At 61.8% G+C, this 12,263-nt stretch carries 12 protein-coding genes; 2 read left to right on the top strand and 10 right to left on the bottom strand.

Going from position 1 to position 12,263, the window contains the following annotated elements; all coding sequences use genetic code 11:
• Positions 1–4: 4 nt before the first annotated feature.
• The 7 genes from hslV to AB4Z19_RS26035 all read right to left on the bottom strand — a co-directional run bounded on the left by hslV (position 5) and on the right by AB4Z19_RS26035 (position 6,547).
• Positions 5–541 (bottom strand): ATP-dependent protease subunit HslV, encoded by a 537-nt coding sequence (gene hslV / locus AB4Z19_RS26065; protein WP_442022965.1) that lies wholly within the window; start codon positions 539–541, stop codon positions 5–7.
• Positions 542–629: 88 nt separating this feature from the next.
• A complete protein-coding gene (locus tag AB4Z19_RS26060) occupies positions 630–1,952 on the bottom strand; it encodes an STAS domain-containing protein (RefSeq protein WP_442036555.1) in 1,323 nt (440 codons plus the stop codon).
• 69 nt (positions 1,953–2,021) lie between these two features.
• Positions 2,022–2,471 (bottom strand): RNA polymerase-binding protein DksA, encoded by a 450-nt coding sequence (dksA, locus tag AB4Z19_RS26055; RefSeq protein ID WP_442028197.1) that lies wholly within the window; start codon positions 2,469–2,471, stop codon positions 2,022–2,024.
• A gap of 70 nt (positions 2,472–2,541) precedes the next feature.
• Positions 2,542–3,594, bottom strand: coding sequence for a CobW family GTP-binding protein (locus tag AB4Z19_RS26050; RefSeq protein ID WP_442028199.1), 1,053 nt, complete (start codon positions 3,592–3,594; stop codon positions 2,542–2,544).
• A gap of 105 nt (positions 3,595–3,699) precedes the next feature.
• Positions 3,700–4,638 (bottom strand): tyrosine recombinase XerC, encoded by a 939-nt coding sequence (locus AB4Z19_RS26045; RefSeq protein ID WP_442028200.1) that lies wholly within the window; start codon positions 4,636–4,638, stop codon positions 3,700–3,702.
• 2 nt (positions 4,639–4,640) lie between these two features.
• Positions 4,641–5,312, bottom strand: coding sequence for a DUF484 family protein (locus AB4Z19_RS26040; RefSeq protein WP_442028202.1), 672 nt, complete (start codon positions 5,310–5,312; stop codon positions 4,641–4,643).
• A gap of 137 nt (positions 5,313–5,449) precedes the next feature.
• A complete protein-coding gene (locus AB4Z19_RS26035; protein WP_442036553.1) occupies positions 5,450–6,547 on the bottom strand; it encodes a porin in 1,098 nt (365 codons plus the stop codon).
• 349 nt (positions 6,548–6,896) lie between these two features.
• Here AB4Z19_RS26035 and AB4Z19_RS26030 point away from each other — a divergent pair, with 349 nt between their 5' ends.
• On the top strand, positions 6,897–8,213 hold the full coding sequence (locus tag AB4Z19_RS26030; RefSeq protein WP_442036551.1) for a tetratricopeptide repeat protein: 1,317 nt from the start codon (positions 6,897–6,899) through the stop codon (positions 8,211–8,213).
• 63 nt (positions 8,214–8,276) lie between these two features.
• Here the strand turns inward: AB4Z19_RS26030 and dapF are convergent, their stop codons facing one another.
• Genes dapF through AB4Z19_RS26015 form a run of 3 tightly spaced genes read right to left on the bottom strand, consistent with a single transcriptional unit; the run spans position 8,277 to position 10,881 of the window.
• Entirely contained in the window at positions 8,277–9,140 is an 864-nt protein-coding gene (dapF, locus tag AB4Z19_RS26025) for a diaminopimelate epimerase (RefSeq protein ID WP_442025477.1), read from the bottom strand.
• Positions 9,137–10,033: an LpxL/LpxP family acyltransferase gene (locus AB4Z19_RS26020; RefSeq protein ID WP_442025478.1), complete on the bottom strand. Its 897-nt coding sequence runs from the start codon at positions 10,031–10,033 to the stop codon at positions 9,137–9,139. The genes dapF and AB4Z19_RS26020 overlap by 4 nt, the downstream gene beginning before the upstream one ends.
• Positions 10,030–10,881 carry a lysophospholipid acyltransferase family protein gene (locus AB4Z19_RS26015; protein ID WP_442025479.1) on the bottom strand — a complete coding sequence of 284 codons (852 nt, stop codon included), beginning with the start codon at positions 10,879–10,881 and terminating at the stop codon, positions 10,030–10,032. Before AB4Z19_RS26015 ends, AB4Z19_RS26020 begins: the two co-directional genes overlap by 4 nt.
• A 192-nt stretch (positions 10,882–11,073) precedes the next feature.
• Here AB4Z19_RS26015 and metK point away from each other — a divergent pair, with 192 nt between their 5' ends.
• Complete coding sequence (metK, locus tag AB4Z19_RS26010) at positions 11,074–12,240, top strand: methionine adenosyltransferase (RefSeq protein WP_442025480.1); 1,167 nt, start codon at positions 11,074–11,076, stop codon at positions 12,238–12,240.
• The last annotated feature ends 23 nt before the right edge of the window (positions 12,241–12,263 follow it).

Below are 12,263 nucleotides of genomic sequence, written 5' to 3'. Positions count from 1 at the left end.
AGTCTTAGTCCAGGGTTTCGATGATGTGGTTCAGATTGGTGTAGATGCACAGCTCGCCCGCGATGGTCAGCGATTTCTTGACGATCTCGGCAGGCGCCATATCGGTGTTCTGTGCCAGCGCCACAGCGGCGGACTGGGCATAGGAGCCGCCTGAGCCGATGGCGCCGACGCCATTTTCCGGTTCCAGCACATCGCCGTTGCCGGTAATGACCAGGGTCGATTCGCTGTCTGCCACCAGCAGCATGGCCTCCAGGCGGCGCAGCACGCGGTCGGTGCGCCAGTCCTTGGCCAGTTCAACCGAGGCGCGCAGCAGATTGCCCTGGTGTTTTTCCAGTTTTGCTTCGAAGCGATCGAGCAGGGTGAATGCGTCGGCGGTGCCGCCAGCGAAACCGCACAGGACTTTGCCCTGGTACAGCTTGCGCACTTTGCGCGCGGTGCCCTTCATGACGACATTGCCGAGGGTTACCTGGCCATCGCCGCCCAGCGCCACTTGCTTACCGCGGCGCACGCACAGAATGGTCGTACCGTGAAATTGTTCCATAGTTGCCTCAATGTTATGACGCGTTCAGGCGTCCAGCCGCAAATATGCGGCCGGATGAGGGGAATGCAAGACGCGGCTGAGCTAGCCGCTAATATCGGTGAGGGAACAACCGCGCGATATCAGCATACCCCAGGAGTCGCTGGAGTGCTGCAACCAAGTGGTTCACATCGCGGAATTCGATGCGGCGCTCGTCCACCGCCAGCTCCTGCAGCTTGGCGAGCAACTGGCCGGCCGCGCCGAATTCGATGCGGGCCAGGCGCGAGCAATCGAACACCAGGGCCGGGTATTGATCAGCATAGCCGCTGATGGCGGTGATTAAACCGGTGAGATCGCCTTCGATCACGGCCGGCAGCATGAAGCGGTCGGACGCGCCGGAGGCGGCCTGTTTGGGCGCATTGGCCACCTTGGTCGGCGCCACGAAGGGCGGCGGCGACACTTCAAAGGTGACGCAATAGTCCATGCTGGCCTCTTCGAAATCCTTCTCGCGGTTTTGCAGGCGCAGCAGTTCGAGATAGAGCAGCCAGGGCGCTTCGCCTTCGTCGCGGCGGCCCACGTCGAGGATGGCGCGTACCTGCGTCGCCAGTTCGGCCGCAGCGGCCACGATCAGCTCGCGCTGGCCAGCCTGGGCTTTGCGCAGGGCGTCCAGCAGCAGTCCGCAGCCTTCCGGTGCGACACCGTTGACGCGGCTGAAGTCGAAGCGCAGCGGCAGGCGGCTTGGGGCCGTATCCACCTTGGCCAGCTGGACGGCGATGCTGCTATCCAGCACGCCGGCTACGGCCACGGTCGGCGTCAGGCCCGTGTAGCCGGCGCCGGCAGCGGCAGGCGCTTCGGCCGGCAGCGGCGCCCAGGACGGCGGCGAGGTTTCAAATTTGCTGGCGTAATCGATGGACAGGTCGTCGAACGCCATCTGGTCGTTCAGCACCTGGTACAGATCGAACAGCATCCACCACGGCGTGCGGTCCTGCGTGGCGCCGGACTCGCGCAGACTGGCGGCCAGGATCTGGCGCGCGGCATCGGTCTGGCCGTTGGCGTACAGGATGGCGATTTCCTCGACGATGGGCGCGCTTTCGGCCGCAGCGGCCTCCAGCGGGGTTTCGTCGTCGCCCAGCAACTCGGTGGTGTGCTGGTCGAGCATGGGCAGGGTATTGCCGTTGGCGGTTGCCGTAGCCGGAAGGTTGGGGCGAGGCCGTTTCCAGGCCGGCTCCGGCTCGTTGAAGATGTCAGCCGCCATCGCCGCCTCAATGGCGTCGATCTTCATGGCGGTGGCACGGGCGATATCGCGCTGCAACTCCGTTTGCGCGGAGGCGCGCTGGCGTTCCAGTTCGCTGTCCGCGGCCAGACGTGCGGCGGCCTCGTCATCCTCGACGATTTCGCCAGCCTTGTTCTTTTTGAAAATCGAAAAAAGTCCCATGGGACTGTTAGTGTATCTCAGAGGCAAAAAAAAGCACGCCACGGCGTGCTTTTTTCGTCAACAGTGCGCTTAGTCGCCGTACAGCTTCTGTTTCAGCTCGCGGCGTTGCTGCGCTTCCAGGGACAGGGTTGCGGTCGGACGCGCGATCAGGCGGGGAATGCCGATCGGCTCGCCCGTTTCCTCGCACCAGCCGTAGTCACCATTGTCGATGGCGATCAGCGATTGCTGCACTTTCTTCAGCAGCTTGCGCTCGCGGTCGCGGGTACGCAGTTCCAGTGCGTGCTCTTCCTCGATGGTGGCGCGGTCGGCAGGGTCTGGCACCAGCACGGTTTCGCGCAGGTGTTCAGTGGTTTCGCCGGCATTTTTGAGCAATTCCTTTTCCAGCGCTTGGAGTTTGGCTTTGAAAAACGCCTGCTGGGCCGGATTCATATAGTCCTTATCGCTCATCTTCAGAATTTCTTCTTCGGTGAGGATTGGAGCTTCTGCTGCGGCGGGGGTCGATTTGTTTGCTTTTGTCATGACTTCGCTTACCTTCGATACGACAGAGTTTTCAAATTGCAGCGTTACGGCTCAAAAAAAACGTCTTAGTTTATACCAAACATTGTTCAAGACCGCCAATAAAGATGTCTTTTGGAAGATTTTTGCCAATAAACACCATTTTGCTTCCACGTGTCTCGTTTTCGCCCCATTTTGCACCCAGGTCGCTCCCCATCAACTGGTGTACGCCCTGGAATACAACTTTCCTTTCTGCGCCCTGCATCAACAATACGCCTTTGTAGCGCAACATGCGAGGGCCGTACACATTGACGAGTCCGCCCAGGAATTCATCCAGCTTGGCGGGATCGAACGGACGTTCACTTTTAAACACAAAGGCGGCAATTTCATCCGTGTGATGGGCATGGTGGTGGTCATGCGCATGGCTGGGGTGATTGCAGTGTTCGCCGTGCTCGTGGTCGTGATCGTGGTGATCGTGGTCGTGTTCCTCGGCTTGCAGGAAGTCGGGATCGATTTCCAGCTTTTCGTTCAGGTTGAAGCCGCGCAGATCCAGCACCTCGGTGATCGGGGCGCGGCCGAAGTCGCTCTTGCCGATCGGGGCGCGCGGATTGATGCGCTTCAGACGCGCGATCAGTTCCGCGATCGCCGCTTCATCGACCAGGTCGGTTTTCGACAGCAGGATCTTGTCGGCGAAGCCCACCTGGCGCTGGGCTTCTTCGTTGTCGTCCAGCTGCTGCATGGCGTGGCGCGCGTCGACTACGGTAACGATGGCGTCCAGCAGGTAGTGGCTGCCCACTTCTTCATCCATGAAAAAGGTCTGGGCCACTGGGCCAGGATTCGCCAGGCCGGTGGTTTCAATCACCACGCGGTCAAATTGGATTTCACCGGCAGCGCGTTTTTTCGCCAGATCGGTCAGGCCGATAATCAGGTCGCCGCGCACGGTGCAGCAAATGCAGCCGTTATTCATTTCAACGATTTGCTCGCGGCTTTCCTGCACGAGAATTTCGTTGTCGATGTTTTCCTGGCCAAATTCGTTTTCGATGACGGCAATGCGCATGCCGTGCTGCTCTTGCAGAATGCGGTTCAGCAGCGTGGTTTTGCCTGCGCCGAGAAAGCCGGTCAGGATGGTAGTAGGAATCAGTGCCATGTTCAGCTCGCCGCTTTAAGAATCGGACGATTATGCATGAATTTCTTTAACACTGGCAAACGCGGCAATTGATATACATCAAGTAGGGCGGATCATCAATCCGCCTTATTTGATTTTAGCTCTCGGGTGCGCCTTGTCATAGACCAGCGCCAGATGCTGGAAATCCAGGGCCGTGTAGACCTGGGTCGAGGTGATGCTGGCATGCCCCAGCATTTCCTGCACCGCGCGCAAATCGCCGGACGATTGCAGAACATGCGAGGCAAAGCTGTGGCGTAGCATGTGCGGGTGCACATGCACCGGCGTGCCTGCGGCCAGGCTGTGCGTCTTCAGGCGCATCTGGATCACGCGCGGCGATACGCGCGTGCCACGCTCGCTGAGGAAGAGGGCGTGGCTGCCATCGGTTGGCGGCTGGCGCACGGCCAGCCAGGCGGTGATGGCCTCCAGCGCGGCGCTGCCGACCGGCACGCGGCGCATCTTGCCGCCTTTACCGGTCACCACCACTTCTGCGTTGTCGCGCTCAAACCAGCCCACCGATGCGGGATGGCCGGCCTCCGCCTTGCGGTAGTGCACATCGAGACCCGCCAGTTCGGACACGCGCAGGCCACTGGAATACAGCAGCTCGAACATGGCCTTGTCGCACAGGCGGGCGGGCGCGTTGGAGTCGGCGCGCGGAATAGCGGGATTGACCAGATTGACGGCGTCGTCGACTGACAGCGCCTTGGGCAGGGTCTTGGCGCGCTTGGGCGGTTTCACGCCTTCGACGGGATTGGCGCTGACACCGCCATTGCGTCCCAGCCATTCGAAGAAACCGCGCCAGCCGGACAGCTTGCGCGCAATCGAGCGCCCATCCAGCCCGCGCGAATGCAGTTGGGCCGTGTAGCGGCGCACATCGAATTGGGTGAGGCCGGCCCAGTCCTTGTCGCCGGACAGCTGGGCCAGTTCGCGCAGGTCGCGGCCGTAAGCGGCGACCGTGTGCGCGGACAGTTTGCGCTGGGTGGCCAGGTGCGTCAGGTACGCATCGGCCGCGTCCAGCTTGCTGCTCATAGTCAGTCCTGCAGCTGGGCCAGTGCGACGCTGGCCGTTTCGCCGATGTGGACCAGGAAGTCGGTCGCCATCAGCGAAGTGAAGCGTTCCGGATCGGGCGAGCCCATCACCAGCAGACCGAAGGCCGCGCCTTTCACGCCCGGCTTGCGCAGCGGCAGGATCACCACGGACTTGATGTGCTCGGCATCTGCCAGCCAGCGCGCAGCTTCGAAATCGTTATTGCCGCCGCAGTAAGGCGCCATCAGGCTGTTGGCGAACAGGCGCGCATCTTCGCTGGCGTCGCCTGCGAACCATTCGCCGGCGTAGTCTTCGGCGACGTTGAACAGGCGCAGCGTGGCTTGCGGCACGTGGAAGCTGTTCATCAGGCCTTCGGTCACGGCGCTCGGCAGGTCGGCGATGTCGCGCACTTGCAGCAGCGCCTGGTTCCAGCTGTGGAAGCGGTTGGCGATGGTCGCGTTTTCCTGGGCGTGGCGGGTCAGTTCCGACAGGCGCAGTTCCAGCGCTTTATATTTGTCGCGCATGACTTCCATCTGACGCTCCTGCAGCGACACGGCGCGGCCGGTCAGAGGACTGGAGAGCTTCACGTCGCCCAGCAAATTGGCGTGTTCTTCGAAGAAGTGCGGGTGGTCGGCCAGGTATTGCGCGACGGCGGCGGAATCCAGGATAGCGGTCATTGTTTAGTACATCTAGTTATGGCAAGCCACATTCTAACCCGAACCCAGGGTCAGACCCTCGGGTCTGATCCCGGGGGGCGGGTTTAAAAAAAGCGGACCCGGTTTCCCGAGGTCCGCCTGAGTGGCTGGCTAGCCGCTTAGAAATTATGGTGGATACCCAGAGCGTAGTGGTTCTGGTTGGAGGTGTCGGTCGAGGTCACCGTCAGCGGAATCTTCTTCTGCGACAGGTCGATGTACAGATAGGTACGGGCCGACAGGTTGTATTCGTAGCCGACCGACACTTGCTTGGTCTTCAGCTGGCCATCCGGCTTCTTCTGGCCGTAGCCAAACAGGATCTTGCCCGGGCCCAGGTTATAGTTGGCGCCCAGCACCCAGGCATCGATGGTGTCGTTGACGGCGACGATATGGCCCAGGTCCTGTTTGCCGTAGCTGGCCATCAGTTTCAGGTCCGGCATCGGGCGATAGAAGGCGCCGACCGACCACCATTTCACTTCCACCGCGTTGCGCTCGGCGCCCACATAGACCGAGTAGCGCGGCAGGGTGCTGCCGGTGTCGGTATAGGTCGCGCTGACGGAGTAAGGGTTGGCGGACGCCAGGGAGCCGACCGGATACTGCGGCGCGGCAGCTGTGCCGCGGCCGATGAGGGCAGTCGCCAGGCCGTTGTTTTCCTTGGCGGCCCAGTTCAGGTTCAGCTGGAAGCCGTTCCAGACGGGCGTGTTGTACCAGACTGCGTTGGCGAAGCGGTTGCCGGAGTTGCCGGCCACACCCAGCGGGTCGGAACCGGAGCCGGCCAATGCCGTGCGGTAGCCTGCAACCATCAGGTCGGTCTGGAAACCGGCCTGGTTCGGCATACCGGACCAGGGTTCGTAGGCGATGGTGGTTTCCTGCAGCGCGGTCAGAGCGCGGCCCAGGCGGACGGTACCGAAGCCGCCCTGCAGGCCGACCCGGCTCTGGCCCTGGAACAGCGGACGCGACACGCCTTCGATCGTGCCGGTATCAGGCTCGAAGCGGATTTCGAGCTGGAACAGCGCCTTCAGACCGCTGCCCAGATCTTCCACGCCGCGGAAGCCCAGTTTGTTGTTGTCGCGTTTGCCTTCGAGGACGGCAGTGTTGGCGGAATTGGTGGTCTTATTGATACCGGCATCCAGCGTGCCATAGATAGTGACGGACGATTGTGCGAAAGCTGCGCTACTGAAGGCGCCCATCAAGGCCAGGGCCACTAAGGATTTCTTCATCGTTCTTTCCTTTATAAGTATGTCGGTCAGATCCACGTGCGTCTCATACACTCGGATGAAGAAACCTTAATGCGAGGCTTCGTCAACCGCGCGGTATTGGTCGATTATGGTCACGCTTATTGGTCTAAAGCGACGGAATTGTCCGAACTTGTTGTATTTTTGAAACGCTTAACAGGCTGCTCATGTGGCCACTTCAACCTCTAATTTCCGATATGTAAGGTAGCCGAAAGCTGGGGCTGTCACATTTGTCATAAATCAAAGAAACAGTGAGTTGTATGCGTCATACAAACAGGCGCATCGCTACACTGGACTGCAGCCTTTTCTTGGAACCGGAATAGTTAGTGGAACGATGGCGAATCGTGAAGAGCTAGTTATTATCAGGGGGGCACGGTCGGGAGACGCTTCATGCCAACTGGCGCTGGGCAAGCTGTATTTGTTCGGCGGCGCCAGCCTGCCCCGCAACCCGCCGACGGCATTGCACTGGTTGTGCCGCGCCGCCGGGCAGGGCATGACCGAAGCCTGGCAACTGGTCGGCCGCCACATTTCCTTTGAACATGCAAGGAACTGCCGCGATCTCGCGCTGCCGCTGTATGCGCGCGCGGCCGCGGCGGGCGAATTGCAGGCGCTGCTTGTGCTGGCCGAACTGCTGCTGGAGCCCGGCCCGGCGTTGGAAGGCGAGGCGGAATGGCGCGGCATCGCACACGGCTTGCTGGCGAAGCAGCCGGGGCCGCGCGCCCAGCACTTGCTGGCGCGGCTGGAGCCTGTCGCCGCGCCAGCGCCGCCAGCGCCGCAGCGGCTGGCGGATACGGGCATCGACGCACACGCTTTGCCGCAGGACGTCTCGGACGCCGAACTGGCACGCCAGCGCGAGCAAGCGGCACAGGCCGGCGACCGCACGGCGCAGCTGGCGCTCGGGCTGGCGCTGGCGCGCATGAACACGGATGGCGACCGCGTCGATCCCGGCGAGAGCACGGTCAACTTCAAGCGCGCCTTGCGCTGGCTGGCGCGTGCGGGCGAGCAGGGCCTAGCGGATGCGTGGTTCGCGATGTCGCGTATTTATACCCGCCCCGAATTTTCCCAGCGCAGCTTGCGCGATGCCCAGGCTTGTCTGGAGCGCGCGGCCGACATGGGCCACAGCGGCGCGCAGCTGGAGTGCGGCATCCACGCCTGGCGTGCACGGCGCGGCGATGAACAGAACGATGTGAAGGCAGCGTACTGGCTGCAGAAGGCGGCCGCGCAAGGCAGTGCGGAGGCGCAAGCGGCGCTGCAACGCATTGCGCCGTCGCCGGAGCCGTCGGGCTGGGCGGAATCTTTGCTGCCGCAGCTCACGCGCGAGCTGTTGTCCAGCCAGCCTTTGCTGGCGGCGCGCATCGAGCTGGCCGCGATGTTCCGGCTGACCAGGGCTGAAGCGTTGTTATTGGATGTGAAGACGGCCGACCACGGCCATTGCCTGGTGGTCGATATTCGCGCCTACTACGGGCGCAGCAAGCGCCGCCTGGTGCTGGTGCGCAGCGCCCAGCAAAGACAGGCGCTCGATCGCATCGTGCGCCTGTTCGAGCAGGTGGACTGCAGTCCCGCCGGGCCGGAAGGCAATTACCGCCAGCGGCTGTACCGCTTCAAGACCTGGGTCATGTCCGCCGTCAGCGACGAACTCGCCGCCGCATGAATCGGCGGGTCGATGACCCGCCCTACGGTAGCAGCGTAGGACGGATCATTGATCCGCCATCGCTCAGACCGTGATTTCGCCTTCGAAGACGGTGACGGCCGGCCCGGTCAGATACACCGGCTCGCCTTCGCCCGCCCACGCAATCGACAACTGGCCGCCGCGGGCATCCACGCGCACAGGGGAATCGAGCAGTCCGCGCCGGATGCCCGCCACCACGGCCGCGCAAGCGCCCGTGCCGCAAGCCAGCGTCTCGCCCGCGCCGCGCTCGAACACGCGCAGCTTGATGTGCTGGCGGTTCATGACCTGCATGAAGCCCGCGTTCACGCGCTTGGGGAAGCGGGTGTGATGTTCGATCAGCGGACCGGTCAGCTCCACCGGCGCGGTTTCCACATCCGCCACCACCTGCACGGCATGCGGATTGCCCATCGAGACAGTCGACACTTCCACCGTCTCGCGGTTGCCGCCCAGTTCCAGCACCAGCGGCCACAGCGTATCGCGGCCCTGCGCACGGCCCTGCAGGCCTTCCGGATCAAACGGCACCAGCGCCGGTTCCAGCACGGGCGCACCCATGTCCACGGTCACGCTGCCATCATCTTCCAGGCGCGGCGCAATCACGCCGGACAAGGTTTCCACTGAAATCTTGCGCGCCGAAGTCAGGCCTTTTTCGGATACGAACTTGACGAACGCGCGCGCGCCATTGCCGCACTGTTCCACTTCGCCGCCGTCGTTATTGAAAATGCGGTAGCGGAAATCGCAGCCGGGCACGGCGGATTTTTCGACCACCAGCATCTGGTCCGCGCCCACGCCAAAACGGCGGTCGGCCAGGGATTTCCACTGTTCAGGCGAGAAGTCGATCTGCTGATTGATGGCGTCGATGACCACGAAGTCGTTGCCAGCGCCATGCATCTTGGTGAATTTGAGCTTCATTTGATATCTGAGTAGAAGGACGGTTCGCCATTGGGACGCGTCTTGAATCGTTTGTGCGTCCAAAAATATTCCGCTGGCGCCTCGCGCACACGCTCTTCGATGAATTCGTTCATGCGGCGGGTGGCGGCCACCATATCGGTACCAGGATAATTCTCCCACACCGGATAGAATTTGACGCGCCAGCCTTGATAATTTGGCAGGAAAGTAGCAATTACCGGCACCACTTGCGCGCCGGCCGCCGCTGCAATGCGGGCCGTGGCGGTCAACGTGGCGGCGGGAATGCCGAAGAAGGGTACGAATTCCGCGTCCTTTTCGCCGAAGTCCATGTCGGGCAGCATGAAGTAGGGCAGATGTTCTTTCATCGCGCGCAGGATGGGCTTGATGCCGTCGTTGCGGGTGAACAGCTTGACCGGTTTGAAGCGGGCGCGGCCAGCGCGCAGCTGCTCGTCGAACACCGCGTTCTTCTGCGGCGCGTACATGGAGGAAGCGCTCGCTTCCATTGCAATCGAAGCGCCGCCCACGTCCAGACAGACGAAGTGCGGGCACAGCATGATGGTCGGTTTTCCGGTCAACAGCGCAACGGGAACTTCACCCGGCGGCATGCCGGCGCTGGTTTCGATCCTGATCAGGCGGCGCAGGCGCTTTTCGGAGGCCCACCACAGGATGCCGCGGTCCAGCACGCTGCGCGAATACGCCTGGAAGTGAGCGAGCGCCAACTTGCGGCGTTCGGCTTCGGACATTTCCGGCATGGCCAGGCGCAGATTGATCAGGGCGATCTTGCGGCGCGGCGTCATGATGTAGAACAGCAGGAAGCCGATCCCGTTACCGAGGCGGCCGAGGACCGGCAGAGGCAGCCAGTGCATCAGCCACATGAAACCCAGCAGAAGCTTCATGCCGCCTCCTGCTGCGAAGGTGCGGCCACGCCGGCCGGCACCTTGTAGCGGTTATAGCTCCAGTAATACTGGGCAGGGCAGCGCGCGATCAGCTTTTCCATTTCGGAGTTGATGGAGCGGGCCTGGGCGGCAGTGTCGCCTTCCAGCGAACCTTCGAAAGGCACGAAACGGACGGTGAAGCCTTTGCCGGACGGCAGGCGCTCGGCGTAGACGATGATGACCACCGCATCGCCCAGCTGCGCCATCTTGGCCGGCAGGGTCATGGTGTAAGCGCTGCGGCCGAAGAAGTCGGCCCACACGCCTTCACCTTCCTGCGGCACCTGGTCGGGCAGCAGGCCGATCGGCTGGCCCTTCTTCAAAAACTTGGCCAGCTGGCGCACGCCGCTCATCGTGGCCGGCGCCAGCAGCAGATTCTTGCGCGCGCGGGCGCCTTCGACCAGCGGCTTCAGGGCAGCCTGGCGCGGCGGACGGTACATCACCATCAGCTCGGTGCGGTGGGCGATTTCCTGCGCCGTGATTTCAAAGCAGCCCAGGTGGGGAGTCAAAAATACAATGCCGCGGCCGGCATCCAGATTCTTTTGGACCAGTTCCCAATTTTCGATGTTGGCGCTGCGCGACACGCGGTCGGGATTTGCGCACCAGATAAATGGCAATTCGGCGATGGCTTTACCCGCTTCGGATACAGCCTGGTGCAAATGTGTGGAAAAGCCGGCTTGGGCCATGTTAGCCTGCATGCGGCGGCGATGAGAGGGGGAAAGCGCATAAACTATCCAGCCCAGCCCTACGCCGAGTGCGTGCAGAACAGGCAAGGGAAATATTGAAAAGAAACGGAAAATGCGTAACAGCATGAATATGTTTATAAGAGCAAAAGCTAGCGTTGCTCTAGCCAAAAATTTTTTAAGAAGCGTAAAATACCACGTTAGGTATGAACCGCCGAGTTAATCAGACAACTTGCGAGGCGGAATATAAATTTCGCTAAAGCGTCGCAAGCTGTGTTAGTTTTGCGACAATGTTATTTGAACAAAACTAAGGAGCTTGCGATGTCTAATGACTACCTGTTCACCTCTGAATCCGTTTCCGAAGGCCATCCCGACAAAGTCGCGGACCAGATTTCGGACGCCATCCTCGACGCCATCCTGGCGCAAGACCCAAAAGCTCGCGTAGCTGCTGAAACCCTGTGCAACACCGGTCTGGTGGTGCTGGCCGGCGAAATCACGACCCACGCGAACGTGGATTATATTCAAATCGCCCGCGAAACCATCAAGCGCATCGGCTATGACAACACCGAATACGGCATCGACTACAAAGGTTGCGCCGTGCTGGTGGCTTACGACAAGCAATCTCCTGACATCGCTCAGGGCGTGGACGAAGGCGCCGGTATCGACCTGGACCAGGGCGCCGGCGACCAGGGCCTGATGTTCGGCTACGCTTGCGACGAAACCCCGGAACTGATGCCGGCTGCGATCTACTACGCACACCGTCTGGTGGAGCGCCAGTCCCAGCTGCGCAAGGATGGCCGCCTGCCATGGCTGCGTCCTGATGCGAAGTCCCAGGTCACCCTGCGCTACGTGAACGGCCGTCCGGTGTCGGTGGACACCGTGGTGCTGTCGACCCAGCACGCGCCGGAAATGACCCACAAGCACATCGAAGAAGCGGTGATCGAAGACATCATCAAGCCGGTGCTGCCGCGCGAGTGGCTGCAGGACACCAAGTTCCTGGTCAACCCGACCGGCCGTTTCGTGATCGGTGGCCCACAGGGCGACTGCGGCCTGACCGGCCGTAAGATCATCGTCGACACCTACGGCGGTGCAGCGCCGCACGGCGGAGGCGCCTTCTCCGGCAAGGACCCGTCCAAAGTGGACCGTTCCGCTGCCTACGCCGCCCGTTACGTTGCGAAGAACATCGTGGCCGCCGGTCTGGCGCGCCAGTGCCAGGTGCAGGTGTCGTACGCGATCGGCGTGGCACGTCCGATCAACATCACCGTGTACACCGAAGGCACCGGCGTGATCTCTGACGAGAAAATCGCAGAACTGGTGCACGAGCACTTCGACCTACGTCCGAAAGGCATCGTGCAGATGCTGGACCTGCTGCGCCCGATCTACCAGAAGTCCGCCGCCTACGGCCACTTCGGCCGCGAAGAGCCGGAATTCACCTGGGAGCGTACCGACAAGGCAGGCGTCCTGCGCGCGGCTGCCGGCTTGAAGTAAAACCCTAAGACCGGGTCAGACCC

This window comes from Pseudoduganella sp. RAF19 (assembly GCF_052114165.1).
Classification (GTDB): domain Bacteria; phylum Pseudomonadota; class Gammaproteobacteria; order Burkholderiales; family Burkholderiaceae_D; genus Rugamonas.
This window is presented reverse-complemented; position numbering and strand designations above follow the sequence as displayed.

Excerpts from the sequence above, each read along its gene's own strand:
- hslV (WP_442022965.1), bottom strand. The coding sequence starts at position 541 with ATGGAACAATTTCACGGTACGACCATTCTGTGCGTGCGCCGCGGTAAG.
- AB4Z19_RS26060 (WP_442036555.1), bottom strand. The coding sequence starts at position 1,952 with ATGGGACTTTTTTCGATTTTCAAAAAGAACAAGGCTGGCGAAATCGTC.
- dksA (WP_442028197.1), bottom strand. The coding sequence starts at position 2,471 with ATGACAAAAGCAAACAAATCGACCCCCGCCGCAGCAGAAGCTCCAATC.
- AB4Z19_RS26050 (WP_442028199.1), bottom strand. The coding sequence starts at position 3,594 with ATGGCACTGATTCCTACTACCATCCTGACCGGCTTTCTCGGCGCAGGC.
- AB4Z19_RS26045 (WP_442028200.1), bottom strand. The coding sequence starts at position 4,638 with ATGAGCAGCAAGCTGGACGCGGCCGATGCGTACCTGACGCACCTGGCC.
- AB4Z19_RS26040 (WP_442028202.1), bottom strand. The coding sequence starts at position 5,312 with ATGACCGCTATCCTGGATTCCGCCGCCGTCGCGCAATACCTGGCCGAC.
- AB4Z19_RS26035 (WP_442036553.1), bottom strand. The coding sequence starts at position 6,547 with ATGAAGAAATCCTTAGTGGCCCTGGCCTTGATGGGCGCCTTCAGTAGC.
- AB4Z19_RS26030 (WP_442036551.1), top strand. The coding sequence starts at position 6,897 with ATGGCGAATCGTGAAGAGCTAGTTATTATCAGGGGGGCACGGTCGGGA.
- dapF (WP_442025477.1), bottom strand. The coding sequence starts at position 9,140 with ATGAAGCTCAAATTCACCAAGATGCATGGCGCTGGCAACGACTTCGTG.
- AB4Z19_RS26020 (WP_442025478.1), bottom strand. The coding sequence starts at position 10,033 with ATGAAGCTTCTGCTGGGTTTCATGTGGCTGATGCACTGGCTGCCTCTG.
- AB4Z19_RS26015 (WP_442025479.1), bottom strand. The coding sequence starts at position 10,881 with ATGCTGTTACGCATTTTCCGTTTCTTTTCAATATTTCCCTTGCCTGTT.
- metK (WP_442025480.1), top strand. The coding sequence starts at position 11,074 with ATGTCTAATGACTACCTGTTCACCTCTGAATCCGTTTCCGAAGGCCAT.